The 19204-nt window shown below is 59.8% G+C and carries 17 protein-coding genes; 16 read left to right on the top strand and 1 reads right to left on the bottom strand.

What is annotated here, in order from left to right; translation table 11 throughout:
• Window positions 1–54 precede the first annotated feature (54 nt).
• The 16 genes from BUA94_RS12940 (at window position 55) to serA (ending at window position 18213) form a co-directional block, all read left to right on the top strand.
• Entirely contained in the window at window positions 55–2169 is a 2115-nt protein-coding gene (locus tag BUA94_RS12940; protein ID WP_073013583.1) for a methyl-accepting chemotaxis protein, read from the top strand.
• A 135-nt stretch (window positions 2170–2304) separates the two neighbouring features.
• A complete protein-coding gene (locus BUA94_RS12935; RefSeq protein WP_073013582.1) occupies window positions 2305–2466 on the top strand; it encodes a DUF3096 domain-containing protein in 162 nt (53 codons plus the stop codon).
• A 115-nt stretch (window positions 2467–2581) separates the two neighbouring features.
• Window positions 2582–3034 carry a tol-pal system-associated acyl-CoA thioesterase gene (gene ybgC, locus BUA94_RS12930; RefSeq protein ID WP_073013581.1) on the top strand — a complete coding sequence of 151 codons (453 nt, stop codon included), beginning with the start codon at window positions 2582–2584 and terminating at the stop codon, window positions 3032–3034.
• 274 nt (window positions 3035–3308) lie between these two features.
• Entirely contained in the window at window positions 3309–4016 is a 708-nt protein-coding gene (gene tolQ / locus BUA94_RS12925; protein ID WP_073013580.1) for a protein TolQ, read from the top strand.
• Between the two features lie 3 nt (window positions 4017–4019).
• Entirely contained in the window at window positions 4020–4469 is a 450-nt protein-coding gene (gene tolR / locus BUA94_RS12920; RefSeq protein ID WP_073013579.1) for a protein TolR, read from the top strand.
• 6 nt (window positions 4470–4475) lie between these two features.
• The gene (locus BUA94_RS12915) at window positions 4476–5456 is read left to right on the top strand and encodes a cell envelope biogenesis protein TolA (protein ID WP_073013578.1); all 981 of its coding nucleotides are present in this window, start codon (window positions 4476–4478) and stop codon (window positions 5454–5456) included.
• 80 nt (window positions 5457–5536) lie between these two features.
• Window positions 5537–6841, top strand: coding sequence for a Tol-Pal system beta propeller repeat protein TolB (tolB, locus tag BUA94_RS12910; RefSeq protein WP_073013577.1), 1305 nt, complete (start codon window positions 5537–5539; stop codon window positions 6839–6841).
• Window positions 6842–7029: 188 nt separating this feature from the next.
• Window positions 7030–7524, top strand: a complete 495-nt coding sequence (gene pal / locus BUA94_RS12905; protein WP_073013576.1) for a peptidoglycan-associated lipoprotein Pal — start codon at window positions 7030–7032, stop codon at window positions 7522–7524.
• A 313-nt stretch (window positions 7525–7837) separates the two neighbouring features.
• Complete coding sequence (ybgF, locus tag BUA94_RS12900) at window positions 7838–8788, top strand: tol-pal system protein YbgF (protein ID WP_073013575.1); 951 nt, start codon at window positions 7838–7840, stop codon at window positions 8786–8788.
• A gap of 9 nt (window positions 8789–8797) precedes the next feature.
• Entirely contained in the window at window positions 8798–10105 is a 1308-nt protein-coding gene (tilS, locus tag BUA94_RS12895; protein ID WP_073013574.1) for a tRNA lysidine(34) synthetase TilS, read from the top strand.
• 204 nt (window positions 10106–10309) lie between these two features.
• Entirely contained in the window at window positions 10310–12229 is a 1920-nt protein-coding gene (ftsH, locus tag BUA94_RS12890; RefSeq protein WP_073013573.1) for an ATP-dependent zinc metalloprotease FtsH, read from the top strand.
• Window positions 12230–12389: 160 nt separating this feature from the next.
• Complete coding sequence (gene glmM / locus BUA94_RS12885; RefSeq protein WP_073013572.1) at window positions 12390–13733, top strand: phosphoglucosamine mutase; 1344 nt, start codon at window positions 12390–12392, stop codon at window positions 13731–13733.
• Window positions 13734–13960: 227 nt separating this feature from the next.
• The gene (locus tag BUA94_RS12880; RefSeq protein WP_073013571.1) at window positions 13961–14779 is read left to right on the top strand and encodes an outer membrane protein; all 819 of its coding nucleotides are present in this window, start codon (window positions 13961–13963) and stop codon (window positions 14777–14779) included.
• Window positions 14780–14949: 170 nt separating this feature from the next.
• Entirely contained in the window at window positions 14950–16128 is a 1179-nt protein-coding gene (locus tag BUA94_RS12875; RefSeq protein WP_073013570.1) for a phosphoserine transaminase, read from the top strand.
• A 3-nt stretch (window positions 16129–16131) separates the two neighbouring features.
• Window positions 16132–16611, top strand: coding sequence for a hypothetical protein (locus BUA94_RS12870; protein WP_073013569.1), 480 nt, complete (start codon window positions 16132–16134; stop codon window positions 16609–16611).
• A 15-nt stretch (window positions 16612–16626) separates the two neighbouring features.
• A complete protein-coding gene (gene serA, locus BUA94_RS12865) occupies window positions 16627–18213 on the top strand; it encodes a phosphoglycerate dehydrogenase (RefSeq protein WP_073013568.1) in 1587 nt (528 codons plus the stop codon).
• A gap of 27 nt (window positions 18214–18240) precedes the next feature.
• Here serA and BUA94_RS12860 read toward each other — a convergent pair whose 3' ends face one another.
• Entirely contained in the window at window positions 18241–19143 is a 903-nt protein-coding gene (locus BUA94_RS12860) for a DMT family transporter (protein WP_073013567.1), read from the bottom strand.
• Window positions 19144–19204 lie beyond the last annotated feature (61 nt).

Below are 19204 nucleotides of genomic sequence, written 5' to 3'. Positions count from 1 at the left end.
TATTTGTTTGAGAACCTAAAGGAATATGACCCCCAAAATTGCGGGGGAGACCTTATGATTCGCAAACACTTGTCAGCCAAACTCGCGCTGATGTTCCTGGCAGGCGCCGCGCTGATGTGTGCCGCCATCGTGACCGTTACCGCCATTCTGGCCGGCGGGGTGGCGAATACCCAGGCCGACCGGGCTTTGCGCAGCGCGACACAGGCAAAGGCGGAAACACTGGGTCTGGCCCTCGACCAGTTGAACCAGAGCGTGAATTTCTATGTTGGTCTTCAGGAGGCCCGCGACGGTCTGATGAAGATGACCGCAGGCTGGAAGAACCTGAAGACGGATCAGACCAACGTTCTGCGCAAAATGTTTGTTGACGAGAACCCCAATCCTCCGGGCGAGCGTCATCTGATGATGAAGTCGGAGGAGAAGAACTACTATTCCAGCAATCACGAGCTGATTCATGCCTCGTTCCACGGCCTGATCGAGCAGGGGCTGTTCTCGGGCATTGCCCTGTCCGACCCGACGGGCAACATCACCTACTCCTACAACAAGGGGGAGGAGTTTGGCCGCAACGTCACGGATCCGGTTCTGGCAAATGATCCCTATGCGGCCGCACTGAAACCGCTGATCGAGGCATCGACGACCGACAGTCTGAAGCCCGGCGACATCTTTGCGTCCGGTTTCATGACGGAGGCCGATGGCCAGGTCAGTCTGGTTCTGGCTGCTCCCGTTTTCTATCTGGACCGCTTTTTCGGTGCCGTCGGACTGTCTGTGAACATGCCGCGGTTTGCCGGGTTCCTGAATGATCTGACCGGTCTTGGCGAAAGCGAGCGGGTCATCCTGGTGGATTCGTCCGGCCGTCTTGTCGAGATGAGTGCAGATGGAAAGGCATCCCGGACCTTTGCCTTGAGCGAAATCCAGTCCGCACCGGGCATCCTTGAGTTTGACGGAACGGCTTACCGGTTTTCCCGCGCCGACAACGAGATTGAGAGCAAGCCCTACGGCCTGATCGAAGCCGTGCAGCAAAGTGAATTGTCCGCAGCAGCCAACAAGATCAGTTACGGCGCAGTTCTGGCCGGTGTTCTGTGCCTATTGCCTGTCGTGGGCCTCATCTGGTGGCTGACGGTGCGCATGTTTGCCCCGCTGAAGACCCTCACCATAGCGACCCGGCAGATTGCGGATGGCGACCTGAATGTGGCCGTGGACGCGACCGAGCGTCTGGACGAAATTGGCGACATGGCCCGGTGCATCGAAGTCTTCAAGCAGAACTCCGTCGAGCGCGAGCGGCTGGCCGAGGAACGGAAGGTTGGTCATATCGCCCGTGAGCAGCGGGAGAAGAGCATCGACAATCTGATCAGCGGCTTCCGGGCCGAAGCACAGACGGTTCTCTCTTCCGTGGAAGAAAACCTGATGCGTGTCGAGGAAATGTCGAACCTCCTGAGCGAGCGTTCGAACGCGGCGGCAAGCCGGGGAAGCAATGCGGTTGGCAATTCGGAAAGCGCTTCTGCCAATGTGCAGGCCGTGGCTTCTGCGACCGAAGAACTGAATGCGTCGATCTCCGAGATCGCCCGTCAGGTGGAGACCACCGCAGACATCGTCGGGCGCACGACGCGCAACGCGCAAGCTTCCAACGAGAAGATCGCCGGCCTTGCGGAAGCGGCCAACCGGATTGGCGACGTTGTCTCTCTGATTTCCGAGATTGCCGAGCAGACCAATCTTCTTGCGCTCAACGCGACGATCGAGGCAGCCCGCGCGGGCGAGGCCGGTCGTGGCTTCGCGGTCGTGGCGTCGGAGGTGAAGTCCTTGGCCGGGCAGACTGCGAAGGCGACCGAAGAAATCTCGACCCAGATTGCCGCGATTCAGGCGTCCACCCATGAGGCCGTGGAAGAGATCGTCCTGGTGTCCGGTTCGATGGAAGAGGTCAACAGCTATACCTCCGCAATTGCCAGCGCCGTGCAGCAGCAGGGCTCCGCCACACGGGAGATTTCGGTGAATGTGACCGAAGCTGCCCAGGGCACCTTGAGCGTGACCACGGCAGTCTCCTCGCTAAGCCAGGATGTGGTGGACAATGCGACCTCAGCGGACCACATGCGCGAGGCAACCTTCCAGATGAAGAGCCAGGCTACACAGCTGCGCCAGTCGGTGGAACGGTTCCTGAGCGAAGTATCTGCAGCCTGATCCTCTGGGCACGGAATCTGAAAGAAGAAGGCCCTGCCGCAAAACTTGCGGCGGGGCCTTTGCCTTTTTCGGGAACCGGTTTGGCCTGAGCGCGTTTTCTTCGGGACTGTTTACTGCACGCCTGAAGGTGATCTCATGGAAAGCTATCTTTATATTCAGCCGCTTATCGCGCTCATTGCCGGTATCGTGATCCTGATTGCGCCGCGCATTCTGAACTACGTCGTCGCCTTCTACCTGATCCTGGTTGGTCTGACGGGTTTGATGCCGCATCTGATGTCCGGCAATGGTGTGATGTAGCGGGAGGGCTGGATGTTGGGGGAGGGCTGCACTGGCCGTTGTCTCCCCATTGGCCCGGCGGCACGGGATCTGCTAAGGGGACTGGGTGTTTCACTCAAGACCAACTGGATGTGCCGTGACCGACTGGCCCGATCTTGCTGGCCGCTTCGAGAGCGGTGCCCATGTTCTGCCTGTGCGTGTCTATTACGAGGACACGGACTTTACCGGCGTTGTCTATCACGGGGCTTTCATCAAGTTTTTCGAGCGCGGCCGTTCGGATTATCTGCGCCTCTGTGAAGTCCATCACACCGAATTGCAGAATGCAGACCCCGCCCGCAGCCTGGCCTTTGCGGTCCGGCGGATGAGCGTGGAATTCATGCGCCCTGCAAGGATCGACGATGTGCTGGAAGTTCACACCTCGCTGGTTGAGGCAAGAGGCGCGCGGCTTGAACTGCGTCAGGAAATCCGGAGGTCCGGGGATGTTCTGATTACCGCAGATGTCCTGGTGGCTGTCATCAACGGGCAGGGGCGTCCGGCGCGTTTGCCTAAGGACATCATGTCCCGGCTGGAACATCTCGCCCGGACTTAAACACCCTGTGCGCCTCGCTTTGAGGTGTCTCGAGGCGAGCGCTGACGGTCTGCGGAAATTGTTTTGTCAGAAACGGCCGGTATTAACAGGTCCGTAACCTTAATTGATTCTTTTGATCTTCGGTTCAAAGTCTTTGCCGAAGTCCCAGTTTCGCCAAAATCGGCGGTCAGAGAGACATCGAGCCGATCAGGATCATGCTCGTGATCCGCACTGAAGAAGTGTGCCGAGCATTTAACACAGGCAATACGTACCCGGCCAAGAGGTCTTTTGTTTCATGAATGAACTCGTCACGACGACGCTGGCAGCTCCGCAGGGAGACATCTCGTTCTTCGCCCTGTTCTGGCAGGCTCACATAGTCGTCAAACTGGTCATGCTGGGTCTTCTTGCTGCATCGGTGTGGTGCTGGGCCATCATTTTCGACAAGGTTGTTTTGCTGAAGCGCACGTCGCGCCAGATGGACCGGTTCGAAAACGTATTCTGGTCCGGTCAGTCGCTCGAAGATCTCTACGGAACCTTGCAGAACCGGACCAACCATGCGCTGTCCGCTCTTTTTGTTGCGGCCATGCGGGAATGGAAGCGCAGCCATGAAGGTGCGCGTCCGGCCATCGGCAGCCTGCAGCAGCGTATCGACCGGGTCATGGACCTGACGATCCAGCGCGAGGCTGACCGCCTTGAATCCAAGCTTCTGGTGCTGGCAACCATCGGGTCTGCGGGCCCCTTCATCGGTCTGTTCGGTACGGTCTGGGGCATCATGACGGCCTTCCAGGCCATTGCGGCGTCCGAAAGCACCAATCTCGCCGTTGTGGCCCCCGGCATCGCCGAAGCCCTCTTTGCGACGGCTCTGGGCCTGGTTGCCGCAATTCCGGCGGTTATTGCCTATAACAAACTGTCCTCTGACGTCGGCAAGTCCGTATCGCGCATGGAAGGCTTCGCAGACGAGTTCTCGTCCATCCTCTCCCGTCAGATCGACGAAAGGGCCTGATCCATGGGCATGCAGCTCGGAGGCGCGGGCGGAGGCGGACGGCGCGGCCGTGGCCGTCGCCGCAACCAGCCGGTCAGCGAAATCAACGTGACGCCGATGGTCGACGTCATGCTCGTGCTGCTCATCATCTTCATGGTGGCTGCACCGCTGTTGACGGTTGGGGTTCCGATCGACCTCCCCGAAACCCAGGCCAAGGCCTTGGAAGGGGACAAGGAGCCAATCACGATTTCGGTCAACGCCGATGGCCAGATTTTCATCCAGGAAACGGAACTCCCGCTGGAAGAAGTCGTGCCGAAACTGAAGGCGATTGCCGCAAATGGCTATGAAGAGCGCATCTATGTGCGCGGCGACCAGAATGCCGACTACGGCATGATGATGAAGCTCATGGGCCGGATCAATGCCGCAGGTTTCAAGCGGCTCGGTCTTGTTACCCTCGAAGAACGGAACTCGTGACGCTCTATGCGTGCAGGTCTTATTGCATCCGTGGCCGGACACTCGGCTCTCCTTCTCTGGGGGCTTATCGCCTTTCCGGATGCGCAGACTTTTGACGTCAAGCCGGTGGATTCCCTGCCTGTCGATCTGGTTCCGATTTCGGAACTGACCAGGTTGCAGAAGGGCGAGAAGGACGCGAAGGAAATTCGCGAAATTCCCTCCACCAAGCCGGTCGAAAAGCCCAAGCAGGAAACGCCGAAGCCGGACGAGGCTCCAGGTGAGGCGAAAACGGCTCAGGCCAGTACGCCGCAGCCGGCAGCCCCGACGCCCGAGCCGGAGCCGAAAAAGCCCGAGCCCAAGAAGCCGGAGCCCAAGGAGCCGCCGGCACCTGCCGCTGCTCCGACGCCTCCCCAGGAGCCGAAGCAGGAGCCCAAGCCGGTCGCAGAAGCCCCGAAGCCTCCGAAGGAGCCGGAACCGGCCCCTGTCGAGGAGCCGAAGGAAATTCTGACTAGCGTTGCGCCGAAGACCAAGCCCAAGCCGCCCAAGCCCGTTCAGCAGACGCAGACCGCGCAGCAGCAGCCGAAGAAGGACTTCAACACCAACCAGATCGCGGCTCTCCTGAACAAGGTGGAACCGGCTGGTGGCGGATCGCAGTCGACACAGCCCGCTTCCCTCGGCAGTCCGAAGGGTGAGGAGCGTGTGCAGATGACCCAGTCTGAACTGGACGCCCTGCGCGGGATGATTGCCCGTTGCTGGAGCCCCCCGGTCGGCGCTGTTGGAGCGGAGGACCTGAAAGTCCGGCTTCAATTCAGCCTGAGCGAGAGCGGCGAAGTTCAGGGCAGCCCTGAGGTTCTGAATTCCAGCAGTGCGCCTGGTTTCCGCGCCGCCGCATCCAGTGCGGTCCGTGCGGTGTTGCGCTGCGCCCCCTATTCACTTCCGATCCAGAAATACGATGCCTGGCAGGAAGTCATCATCAACTTTGATCCGCGCGAAATGATCGGCGGGTGATTTCAGTGAGTGGACACAAGGAGCCGATGCCAATGAGCGACCTGCCGAGTGTTGCCCGTCTCAAATCCCGAGTGGCAGGGATGTTTGCCGCATGTGTGATGTCTGTCGGAGCGTTTCTTTGCGCTGCAGCGCCTGCGCATGCTCTGATCGAGATCGACATTACCCAGGGCAATGTCGAGCCGATGCCGATCGCCCTGCCGTCGTTCACGGCCGAGGGTGGGGATCCGAAACTTTCCGCGGACATGACTGCGGTTATTTCCGCTGACCTCAAGCGGTCGGGGTTGTTCCTGCCTCTGGATCCGGCGAGCTTCATCCAGACCAACATGGGTGTCAGCACCACGCCGCGGTTCGGCGACTGGCGGACCATCGGAGCCCAGGCTCTGGTATCCGGTTCGGTGGTCAAGCAGAACGATGGTCGTTTGCGTGCGGAATTCCGGCTCTGGGATGTTTTCGCATCCGAGCAGATGCTGGGACAGCAGTTCTACACCACGCCGGAAAACTGGCGGCGTCTGGCTCATATCATCGCCGATGCGATCTATGAGCGCCTGACTGGTGAAAAGGGCTATTTCGATACCCGCATCGTGTATGTCGACGAAACCGGCACGAAGGACAAGCGTGTAAAGCGCCTGGCCATCATGGATCAGGACGGCTTCAACGTCCGCTACCTGACCCGTGGCGACGACCTGGTTCTGACACCGCGGTTCTCTCCGACGACCCAGGAAGTCACCTACATGTCTTATGCAGGGGCTGAACCGAGCGTCTATCTGCTCAACATCGAGACAGGACAGCGCGAGATCGTCGGCAACTTCCCGGGCATGACCTTTGCTCCGCGCTTCTCGCCTGACGGGCAGCGCGTCGTGATGAGCCTGGAACAGGGCGGCAACGCAAACATCTTCACGATGGACCTGCGCTCCCGTAAGACCACCCGGCTCACAAGTACTGCGGCCATCGACACCAGCCCGTCCTTCTCTCCGGATGGCAGTCAGGTGGTGTTCGAATCTGACCGGGGCGGCACGCAGCAGATCTATGTGATGAATGCCGACGGGTCGAACGCCCAGCGTGTCTCCTTTGGCCCTGGCCGGTATTCCACGCCGGTCTGGTCCCCACGCGGCGACCTTATTGCCTTCACCAAGCAGCATCAGGGCCGTTTCATGATTGGTGTCATGAAGCCGGATGGTAAGGGTGAGCGCATTCTGACTGAAGGGTACCATAACGAAGGTCCGGCCTGGGCGCCGAACGGCCGCGTGCTGGTGTTCTTCCGTGATACGCCAGGTGCGAATGGCGGTCCTCAGGTCTGGACAGTTGACCTGACAGGATACAACGAGCAGCGGATTCAGACGCCAGCGTTCGCATCAGACCCGTCCTGGTCACCTCTGATCGACTAAAGCCTCTGTTGAGGCGGTCAGCGGGCCTTCTCCGGTATCGGTGAAAAGGTCCGCTGACCCGCTCAGTGTTGAGCCGGACGGAACTTATCGGTTAAGGTTCTGCTAACCATGTTTCAAAAGCAGGCATTAACCATCCTTGGTTAGAGATTGTTTTCCCTGTCGGGGCCGGTGGGGATAGGAGAATTCAGATGTTTGAAATGGGGACTTTCGCACGCAGTGCGAAGATCGGTGCAGCGCTCGGTGCGCTTCTGTTCATGGCTGCCTGTGCGCAGACCAACCCGGACGGACTGAACGGTGGTGCGGGCAACGCAGCTCCGGGTTCCGGCCAGGACTTCGTCGTCAACGTTGGTGACCGTATCTTCTTCGAAGAAGACCAGTCCACCGTCAATTCCCAGGCCAAGGCGACCCTCGACAAGCAGGCGCAGTGGCTGAGCCAGTACTCCCGTTACAGCATCACCGTTGAAGGTCATGCGGATGAGCGCGGCACGCGTCAGTACAACATCGCGCTCGGTGCGCGCCGTGCAACTGCTGCCCGTGACTATCTGGTTGCCCGTGGCGTGAACCCGTCCCGGATCAAGACCATTTCCTACGGCAAGGAGCGCCCGGTCGCTGTTTGTAACGACAACAGCTGCTGGTCCCAGAACCGCCGCGCTGTGACCGTTCTGGACAACGCGACCAACTGAGGCTGACCCATCAGCTCCGCAAATTTGAAAGGGCCGGAAATTTCCGGCCCTTTTTTCATGGTGCCGCCACCTTCTTGTTTGAAGGTGCCTTGTCCTTGAAAATTCGGTGCATTCGTCAAAATTTGGCCGAAGTCACTGCACTCTGTGGTATCGAAGCTAAGATCAGCTGCCATTCGATCAAGATCGATGGAATGTCCAAAAGCTGATCCATTTTAATGTGTTCGAGCATAGTCGCGCGTTCGAAAGAACAAGCAGGGATGCTCGCGGTGAGGGCACGATGGTCGTGTCCCCCATGTCACGTCGGAGGAAGAGCATGGCGAAACTTCGAGGATTGACGATCCTCTTTGCCGCGGTCCTGATGGCCGTCCTTTATTCGGCTCCGTCCGAAGCCCAGATTTTTGGCCGCAAGAATGATGATTCCGCTGTTCGTCTGAACGAACTGGAAGAGCGCATGCGGAACCTCACTGGCCAGATCGAGCAGCTGAGCTATCAGATGCGCGAGATCCAGGATCAGCTTCGGCGCATGCAGGAAGACAACGAATACCGGTTTGAACAACTGGAAGGCGGCGCAGGCGGCGGAAACCGTCCGGCACCGGGCAAGCGGTCGGATCTCGGCCAGCCGCAAGGCATTGACCAGAACCAGGGGCTTGCCCCTGGTCCTAAGACCCTCGGCACGCTTGGCGGCGGAGGGGATGCGGAATGGTCAGCCTCCGGTGGTTACTCCACGGACGAACAGCAGCCTGCCCCTCTGGGCAACGGGCCGATCGATCTCTCCCAGCTTGCTGGCGGTGGCGGTCTCGACGGGGTTCCGGGCATCGGTCAGGACGAAGGAACTGCAAGAGCGGGAGACCAGATTGCCGGCCTGACCAGCAGCACCGGCGATCCGCGCGAGGACTATAACCGGGCCTACAGCCAGGCCGTGAACGGCGACTATGTCTCTGCCGAAGAAGGGTTCCAGTCCTTCCTCCAGCTCTATCCGCAGGACCGTCTTGCTCCCAGCGCTCAATACTGGCTCGGCGAAAGCCTGCTTGCGCAGCGCAAGTTCCGGGAAGCTGCCGATGCGTTTCTGAAGACCTATACCGAGCATCCGGGCGGCGACAAGAGCGCTGACAGCCTGTTGAAGCTGGGTGTGTCCCTGCAGGGACTTGGCGAACGGGATGCGGCTTGCGCAACCTTCTCCGAACTGCAGACGAAATATCCGAATGCCGCGCCAGCCGTTCTGGAGCAGGCCCGCGACGAGCGCCGCCGCGCCAAGTGCTCGTGATGCCGCGCCATGACCGGGTTGCCTGACGCTGACAGTCTTGCGGCCGCAGATGCCAAGCTGGATGCGACTGCGTTCGACCAGCTCTTTTCTTTTCTGAAATCCGAAAGCTCCCTTGCTGTTGGGGTCTCCGGCGGTGCGGATTCCCTTTGCCTGCTTCATGCTCTTGCGCAGTGGCGCGATCGAGGGGAGTGGGGGGGAGTGCTTTATGGTTTGACCGTGGATCACGGTTTGCGGCCTGAAAGCGCCGCTGAGGCCGAAATGGTTGCAACGCAGTGCCGCGAGCTCGGGGTGCCGCAGGAGACCCTGTGCTGGGCCGGTCCCAAGCCCAGGTCCAACGTTCAGGCAGAAGCTCGAGGCGCCCGCTACCGTCTCTTCCGCGAAGCCATGCAGCGGCTTGATTTGAAAGCCCTGGTCCTCGCGCATCATCAGGACGATCAGTCGGAGACCTTTCTGGACCGGCTGACCCGGGGCAGCGGCGTAACGGGTCTCTCCTCGATGAAACAAATCGAGACCAACGGTCCTGAGGGGATCCGGATTCTCCGTCCGCTCCTGTCTGTGCCCAAATCCAGGCTGGTGGCAACGCTTGAAGCGGCAGGAACCACCTGGGCAGAAGATCCCTCGAATTCCAGCACCTCCTACAAACGGGTGCGATTGCGCCGGATGGCGGACCAGCTTGCCGAAGAAGGCTTGAGCGCAAACAGGATCCTGTCCACTGTGCGCAACATGCAGCGGGCGGAAACAGCCCTCGACCAATGGGTCGATGCTGTCGAGGCAGCGCAGGTTCTGGTGCATGAGGCCGGGCCTTTGAAACTGGACTTCGGAGCTTACGCGGCCCTGCCGGACGAGATTCGTCTGCGTTTGCTGGCCCGGCTTACGGTCAGAGCTTCGAGCAGGAAGGATCGTCCCCGCCTTGAAAAGCTGGAAGAAGCGGATCAGCGCCTTTGTGCGGGTGATCCAGTCCGCCTGACCCTGAACGGCTGTATCCTGGATGTGGCCGCCTCCTGCCTCACCATCTGGCGGGAAGCGGGCAGGGCACTGGCGGTGCCCTTGTTGCTGACCCCGGACGAAGAGGTCCAATGGGATGGGCGCTACCGGTGCCAAATGACCGGCAGCAAAAGTTCTGGCAATGGGGCGCTGTGGTTTGGGGCGCTGGCAGATGCGCCCGAGCCTGTTGCGCCGATGGAGTTACCGCAGCACTGGTCCAGGGCGGCCTTCAGGACCGCGCCAGCGGTTTGGAACGAAACGGAACTTTTGCATGTCCCGGGACTTTACAGTGCAAGGGAATGGACGGGTCTGTTCCGCATCCACCGCCTTTGAAGGCATGAAGCGGTGCGGGAGCAGCTCTTTGGGCACCAGGGAGGACGTTTTGCCTCGTGGTTTTTTGCAAGAGTTTAAGAAAAAAGTCAGTTCAAGCTGACCAAGGTGGCGCAACGCCTTGGCAGAGGCGGCTCAGCAACCTATCTTGAGAACCAAGAACAAACCCCTCGCATAGTTTCCGCGTCTTGCGGCCAAGGGATCGAGATGAACGCAAATTTCCGCAACCTCGCTTTATGGGTGATCATAGCCGTGCTGCTGATTGCCCTGTTCCAGCTGTTCCAGGGATCTGGACAGCGGACCACGGCATCCGAGATACCATTCTCCCAGTTTCTCAGCTCCGTTGAACGAGGCGAAGTCAAGGATGTGACGATCCAGTCACAGCAGGTCCAGGGTCACTACACCTCGGGCGGCACGTTCCAGACATATGCACCCGATGGTGCGCAGTATGTTGATGCGCTGAGCAACAAGGGCGTGACCGTCACCGCCCGTCCGCCCGCAGACAACAATTCCCTCGTCAGCCTGCTGTTCAACTGGCTGCCCATGCTCGTGATCCTGGGGATCTGGATTTTCCTGATGCGCCAGATGCAGGGCTCCGGCGGCAAGGCGATGGGCTTTGGAAAGTCCAAGGCCAAGCTTCTGACCGAAGCTCATGGCCGCGTTACCTTTGAAGACGTTGCCGGCATCGATGAAGCCAAGGAAGACCTGCAGGAAATCGTAGAGTTCCTCCGCGATCCGCAGAAGTTCCAACGCCTTGGCGGCCGGATCCCGCGCGGCGTGCTGCTTGTCGGCCCTCCGGGTACCGGTAAGACCCTGACCGCCCGTGCGGTGGCAGGCGAAGCCAATGTGCCGTTCTTCACCATCTCCGGTTCTGACTTCGTGGAAATGTTCGTCGGTGTGGGTGCATCCCGCGTCCGTGACATGTTCGAACAGGCCAAGAAGAACGCGCCTTGCATCATCTTCATCGACGAAATCGACGCTGTCGGCCGCCATCGTGGGGCCGGTCTTGGCGGCGGCAATGATGAGCGTGAGCAGACCCTGAACCAGCTTCTGGTCGAGATGGATGGTTTTGAGCCGAACGAAGGCATCATTATCATCGCCGCGACCAACCGTCCGGACGTTCTTGATCCGGCCTTGCTGCGCCCGGGCCGTTTCGACCGTCAGATCGTTGTTCCGAACCCGGATATCACGGGCCGCGAAAAGATCCTCAAGGTCCACATGCGCAAGGTGCCGCTGGCTCCGGATGTCGATGTGAAGACCCTGGCTCGTGGCACGCCCGGCTTCTCCGGTGCAGACCTGATGAACCTCGTCAACGAAGCCGCGCTCCTGGCAGCCCGCCGCTCCAAGCGCCTGGTGACCATGGCTGAATTCGAAGACGCCAAGGACAAGGTCATGATGGGGGCCGAACGCCGGACCCTGGTCATGACCGAGGAAGAGAAGAAGCTGACCGCCTATCATGAGGCTGGCCACGCTCTGGTTGCCCTGCATCAGGAAGCTTCCGACCCGATCCACAAGGCGACGATCATCCCGCGCGGCCGTGCGCTGGGCATGGTGATGCGTCTTCCGGAAAAGGATCAGGTGTCGCTGACCCGCGCCAAGTGCAAGGCTGACCTTGCCGTGGCAATGGGTGGCCGCGTCGCCGAGGAAATGATCTTCGGTTACGAGAAGGTCACGTCCGGCGCGTCGGGCGACATCCAGATGGCAACCAAGCTGGCCCGCGCCATGGCGACCCAGTTCGGCATGTCCGACAAGCTCGGTCCGCTTCTCTACGGCGAGAATCAGGAAGAGGTGTTCCTGGGTCATTCTGTTGCGAAGAATCAGCATGTCTCCGATGAGACCCAGAAGGTCGTCGACGCGGAAATCAAGTCCTTCGTCAATCAGGGCTATGAGACTGCCAAGAAGATCCTGGGTGATCACGAAGACCAGCTTCATACGATTGCCAAGGGCCTGCTCGAGTATGAGACCCTCTCCGGCGAAGAGATCAAGAACCTGCTCGACGGCAAGCCGCCGGTGAGGGACACCGGGGATGATCAGCCGATTGGCCGGTCCTCCGCTGTGCCGCCGACTGGCCTGAAGCGCGGCGGGGACGAAGCCCCGGGTGGCATGGCGCCTCAGCCCCAGGCCTGATCCTGCTTCGCAGTTCTGGAAAAGAACATGCCCGGCTCTGTGCCGGGCATTTTTTTAAGGAACGGGCGGTAACATTCGCTCACAAATTTTGAACCGCGCTCCGGGCCGATAGGGTCTAAAAGGGGGCGGAGAAAATCATGAAAAAAGGCGATTTGAACCCATGCGCAAGTTCTTCGGAACCGATGGCATCCGCGGCCAGGCAAACACCTTTCCGATGACGGCCGAAATGGCTCTCAAGGTTGGCATGGCCGCAGGCCTTGCCTTCAAGAACGGCGGTCACAAGCACCGTGTTGTTATCGGCAAGGACACGCGTCTTTCCGGCTATATGATTGAATATGCTCTGGTTGCCGGGTTTACCTCCGTCGGAATGGACGTGTTTCTCCTCGGCCCGATGCCGACACCTTCGGTCGCTATGCTGACCCGGTCCCTGCGGGCCGATCTTGGCGTGATGATTTCCGCCTCCCACAATGCCTATCAGGACAATGGCATCAAGTTCTTTGGCCCCGATGGGTTCAAGCTCAGCGATGCCATCGAAAGCGAAATCGAGCGCCTTGCCGTCAGTGACATGACCGCAAGCCTTGCCGGTCCTCGCGACCTTGGCCGCGCCAAGCGGATTGATGGCGCCCAGCAGCGCTACATCGAATTCGCCAAGCGCACCCTGCCACGAGAAATGAGCCTTGAAGGCTTGAGGGTCGTCATCGACTGCGCCAATGGCGCTGCCTACAAGGTTGCCCCGGAAGCCCTTTGGGAACTGGGCGCAGACGTCATTCCGCATGGCGTGACCCCGGACGGTTACAACATCAACAAGGACTGTGGTTCCACTTCCACCGATGCGCTGGCGCGTAAGGTCCATGAGGTGCGAGCGGACATCGGGATCGCTCTCGATGGGGACGCCGACCGGGTCATCATCGTCGATGAAAACGGTCAGGTGATCGATGGCGATCAGCTGATGGCCGTGGTCGCTCAGTCCTGGCAGGCTCATGACCGTCTGTCCCAGCCGGGGATCGTGGCGACCGTCATGTCAAATCTCGGTCTCGAGCGCTACCTTGGCGGTTTGGGCCTGTCTCTTGCCCGCACCAAGGTCGGCGACCGTTATGTGGTCGAGCATATGCGGGCTCATGGCTACAATGTCGGCGGTGAGCAGTCCGGCCATATCGTTCTGTCCGACTTCGCAACGACGGGTGATGGCCTGATTGCGGCCCTGCAGGTCATGGCCTGTGTCAAGGACCAGGGGCGTACGGTTTCGGAAGTTTGCCGCCGTTTTGATCCTGTGCCGCAGGTACTGAAGAACGTCAGATATGCCGGTGGTGCACCGCTGGAGCACAAGAGCGTTCAGGAAGCCATCAAGGATGGTGAGAACCGTCTTGGAAATTCCGGCCGCCTCGTGATCCGTGCCTCCGGTACCGAACCTTTGATCCGGGTGATGGCGGAAGGCGATGATGCGGCGCTGGTTCATCAGGTCGTGAATGACATTGTCGATGTGGTCGCAAAGTCCGCAGCCTGACTTTTTGTGTATACGTGAAACAAAAGCCCCGCCTGATCCAATCAGGTGGGGCTTTTTATTAAATTTCTCTTGCCTGACCTAACGTGCATTAACGATTTGTTTACGTAAAAAAACACGGTTAAGAAACAGGGTTAAGTCAAGCTTAAGACATTTCCGACATCCTTACCAAGATTACTCTCGAACGGCCCGCAATCTGACGCGGTCGCCTGATGTAAAAGGACGAGGACATGATCACATTTTTCAAGCGATTGTCTTTGGCAGGCGCTGCAGCACTTGTTTCCAGCGCTGCCTGGGCAGCGGACCTTCCTGCTCCGGTTATCGAATACGCCCCGGAGATTCCGGCCTCTGGTGGCTGGTATCTGCGCGGTGACATCGGTTACAAATTCTACGGTGATCCGGACGGCAGCTTTAACGACTCTGTCGTTGGCAACCTGCGTTACCAGCGCGAAAGCATGGACGATGCCTGGATGGTCGGCGTCGGCGTCGGTTACAAGTTCACCGACTATTTCCGCAGCGACATCACGCTCGACTATGAAACCCCGTCCAAGACCCGCGGCTTCGCTGTCTGCGGCACCTGTTCTGGCGGCTTCTCGCGGGAAAGCACTGATGTGGATGTCTGGACCGTCATGCTGAATGGTTATGTCGACATCGGCACCTGGAACAACATCACGCCTTACGTTGGCGCGGGTATCGGTGCAGCTTATGTCAGCACCAACAACTCGATCTCCGAAAACCCGGGTGGCGCGACCACGCGTTATGACGGACGTCACGGCGAATGGAACCTGGCCTGGGCTCTGATGGCCGGTGCTTCCTACGCCATCACGCCGAACTGGAGCCTTGATGCCGGCTATCAGTACCGCGATCTGGGCACTGCCAAGACCGTGAAGTACTACAACACCGGCTCCGGACAGACCCGTTCGACCTTCAAGGACCTGACGGCTCACGAAATCCGGCTTGGTGTACGTTACCAGTTCGACAGCTATGCCGCCGCACCGGCAGCTCCGTCCTACTATTCGGGCAATCAGCCGCTGACGAGCAACTTCTAAGACAGCCAGGATCTCCTGGATCTGAAAGGCCGGGCAATTTGCCCGGCCTTTTTTTGTTTCAAGACTGCCGCCCCTCACGAAACTATTTGACGGCGGATGGCAACAGGCATATGCCTCGCGGTGGGCCACCCCTCCCCACCGAGGGGCTGCTATCTGAGAGGGTAGAATACATGACGACTGCATATGCCAAGCCGGAACAGCGTCCGGCCAATCCCAATTTCTCTTCGGGTCCCTGCGCAAAGCGTCCCGGCTGGTCTCTTGAAGGCCTGGCCGATGCACCGCTTGGCCGCTCCCACCGCGCCAAGATCGGCAAGACCAAGCTGGAGCAGGCAATCGACCTGACTCGCGAAGTTCTTCAGGTCCCCGACGACTACCGGATCGGCATCGTTCCGGCTTCCGACACGGGCGCTGTCGAAATGGCGCTGTGGTCGCTGCTCGGCGCGCGTCCCGTCGACATGCTTGCCTGGGAAAGCTTTGGCTCTGGCTGGATCACCGATGTCGTCAAGCAGCTCAAGCTGGAGAATGTCCGCAAGTTCGAGGCCGACTACGGCCTCCTGCCGGACCTCGCCCAGATCGATTTTTCCCACGATGTGGTCTTTACCTGGAATGGCACGACCTCCGGCGTCCGGGTTCCGAACGGCGACTGGATTCCGGCCGACCGGGAAGGGCTGACCATTTGTGATGCGACGTCTGCGGCCTTCGCCCAGAACCTCGACTTTGCCAAGCTCGATGTTGTGACCTTCTCCTGGCAGAAGGCTCTTGGCGGCGAAGGGGCGCATGGCATGCTGATCCTCAGCCCGCGCGCTGTCGAGCGGCTGGAAAGCTACACGCCGTCCTGGCCGATGCCGAAGATCTTCCGCATGACCAAGGGCGGCAAGCTGATCGAAGGCATCTTCAAGGGTGAAACCATCAACACCCCGTCCATGCTCTGCGTCGAGGATTATCTTGATGCCTTGCTGTGGGCGAAGTCGCTTGGCGGACTTGAGGGCTTGATCGGCCGCGCTGACCGCAATCTTGCGGCTGTGACAGCCTGGGTCGAGCGGACCCCCTGGGTCGGGTTCCTCGCCGTCGATGAGGCAACCCGTTCCAACACCTCCATCTGCTTGCGGGTGGTGGACCCTGCAGTCACGGCCCTGCCGGATGCCGAACAGGAAGCAATTGCCAAGGCAATTGTCTCCAAGCTTGCGGCAGAAGGCGTGGCCTATGACATTGGAGCATACAGGGATGCTCCCTCCGGCCTTCGTATCTGGGCTGGTGCAACCATCGAGACCTCAGATCTCGAAGCCTTGTTCGGCTGGCTCGACTGGGCCTTTGCCGAGGCTGCCGCATCAGCGGTCAAGGCGGCCTGACAGATGCTCGCCGATCCGATGAGCGCCAAGCTCACCAGGTTCGTGCAAGAAATAGGAATACCGGTGCATCTTGCGGATTTGCCGGACCCGACGTTTCTGCCCGGAATTGATATCCGGTTCGGCGAGTTGATTGTTGACGAGAAACGCCTGCTGTATCCGGGCGATCTGCTGCATGAGGCAGGGCACGTGGCTGTCACGGACCCTGCAGAACGGCAGCTTGAGAAACTGGATCCCCAGCCTGGCGATGAGATGGCGACCCTTGCGTGGTCCTATGCAGCCGCCCGCCATCTTGGAATTCCCGTTGAGGTCGTCTTTCACCCTGATGGCTACAAGGGAGATGCCGAGGCGCTGATCGAGAATTTCTCGGCCGGCCGCTACATCGGTGTTCCCCTGCTTCAGTATTACGGCATGTGTTACGAGCCGAAGCTGGCGGCCGAAGAGGGTGTCGACCCCTTTCCCAATATGCTGCGCTGGTTGCGCTAACTTTTAGGTACGAACATGGCACCCAGAGTTCTCATTTCGGACAAGCTGTCCGACGCTGCGGTCCAGATTTTCAAGGACCGTGGTATCGACGTCGATTTTCAGCCTGATCTCGGCAAGGACAAGGACAAGCTCCTGTCCGTCATCGATCAATATGATGGCCTTGCGATCCGCTCTGCGACCAAGGTCACGGAAAAGATCATTGCAGCCGCCTCCAGGTTGAAGGTGATCGGCCGTGCCGGCATTGGCGTCGACAACGTCGACATTCCCAAGGCCACGGCCCGGGGCATCATCGTGATGAACACCCCCTTCGGCAATGCCATCACGACAGCGGAACACGCGATTGCAATGATGTTCTCGCTTGCCCGTCAGATCCCGGCAGCCGATGCGTCCACCCAGGCTGGAAAGTGGGAAAAGTCCGGGTTTATGGGCGTGGAAATCACGTCCAAGACCCTTGGTCTCATCGGTTGCGGCAACATCGGCTCGATCGTCGCTGACCGGGCCATTGGCCTGCGCATGAAGGTCGTTGCCTTCGATCCATTCCTGACGCCCGAACGGGCCTCGATCCTCGGCGTGGAAAAAGTCGAACTGGACGAACTGCTGCGCAGGGCGGATTTCATCACTCTGCACACTCCGCTGACGGACAAGACCCGCAATATCATCGATGCGGCTGCCATCGCCAAGATGAAGACGGGCTCTTATCTGATCAACTGCGCGCGCGGCGGCCTTGCGGATGAACAGGCCGTGCGTGAGGCTCTCGACAGCGGCAAGCTGGCGGGCGCCGGGTTCGACGTCTTCGTCGAGGAACCTGCCAAGCAGAACGTCCTCTTCGGTGCGAAGAATTTTGTCTCCACGCCGCATCTCGGGGCGTCTACCAGCGAAGCGCAGGAAAACGTGGCTCTGCAGGTCGCCGAGCAGATGTGTGACTACCTGTTGCACGGGGCGGTTTCCAACGCGCTCAACATGCCGTCGATCTCTGCGGAAGAGGCGCCGAAACTGACACCTTTCGTGCGGCTTGCAGAGCAGCTTGGTCTGTTCGCCGGTCAGTTGACGGAAAGCGGTATCAAGACGATCCGTCTGGAATATGCCGGAGCCGTTGCGGATCTGAACACGCGGGCGCTGACGTCCGCAGCGCTGACCGGGGTGCTGACGCCCCTTCTGCAGACGGTCAACATGGTCTCCGCACCGGTTGTGGCGCGCGAGCGCGGCATCGAGGTGGAGGAGACCCGCCGGGAACAGAAGGGGGCTTTCGAGACCTACATCCGGCTTACCGTGGTTACCGAGAACCAGGAACGCTCTGTTGCCGGTACGGTGTTCGAGGACGGCAAGCCCCGGATCATCCAGGTGAAGGGCATCAACATGGAAGCCGAACTCGGCGCCTACATGCTCTACATCACCAACGAGGATAAGCCGGGGTTCATTGGTCAACTCGGCATGGAGCTTGGCAACAGCGGCATCAACATCGCGACCTTCAACCTGGGCCGGACGGCGCCGGGCAAGGATGCCATCTGCCTGGTCGAGGTGGATGGCGAGGTGCCCCAGGAAGTTCTCGAACGGCTCGCTTCCGTTGCTCACGTCAACCAGGTCAAGAAGCTCCGCTTCTGACCCAGTGAAGATCGGAAAGGGCGGCGATCAGGCCGCTCTTTTTGCTTTCATGAAGGGAGACAAGATCCTCCCATCCAGAAGCAGCAGGCCAGCCAGGAGCAGGCCGAAGCCGCCGAACTGATAGGTTTTCAGCGCTTCTCCCAGAAGCAGGCTGCCGAAGAGAATCGCGCTTGCGGGTACCAGCAGTGTGACAAGCGAGGCGTTGGTCGCTCCGGCCTCAGCCAGCAGCCGGAAATAGAGCAGATACGCAAAGGCCGTGGCGAGAAGGCCAAGGGCGAGGACATTCATCCAGACGAAACCGGATGTTTCCAGAGGAGACCAGCCGGCACCAAAGATCATGGCCATCGGCAGCATGATCAAGGTGGAACCGCTGAGCTGACCCGTGGCGGATACAAGCGGAGGCAGGTGCTTGAAGCGCCGGGCAAAGGCTGCGGCAAGGGCATAGGAAACCGCTGCACCAAGGCAGGCGAGCTGAGCCCAGAGCGGGTCATGGCCCGGTTGCCCCAGGCTCTGGAAAAGCATCAGGAGAACGCCGCCAAAGCCGGTGAGCACCCCCGCGATCCTGTGAAAGCGCACAGGTTCCTGCCGCAGCACGACGGCCGCGACCAGGAAAGTGAAGATGGGTGTCGTGGCGTTGAGTATCGATGCCAGGCCTGCGGCAATGGCTGTCTGACCCCAGAAGATCAGCGAGAATGGGATCGCATTATTCAGAAGCCCCATGACCAGAAAGGCGCCGAGTAGGCGCGGCTCGAGCGGGAAGCGCTTTCCTGTCAGCCGCAAGACACAATGCAGGGCGATTGCGGCCAGACAGACCCGAAGGAAAACGAGAACGAGCGGCGGAATTTCAGCGACGGCCACCTTTGCAAACAGAAAGGAGCCACCCCAGATCGCGCCGAGCAGCAGAAGGGTGAGCCAGTTTCGCCAGGACATGATCGATCTCGCCTTGAAGAATGCCGGTGGAAGGGACCAATTTTCTAGCAGCCTTGCGGCC

It is taken from the genome of Roseibium suaedae (assembly GCF_900142725.1).
Taxonomy (GTDB): domain Bacteria; phylum Pseudomonadota; class Alphaproteobacteria; order Rhizobiales; family Stappiaceae; genus Roseibium; species Roseibium suaedae.
Note: the sequence above shows the minus strand (reverse complement) of the source record. Positions and strands in the feature narration are given on the sequence as shown.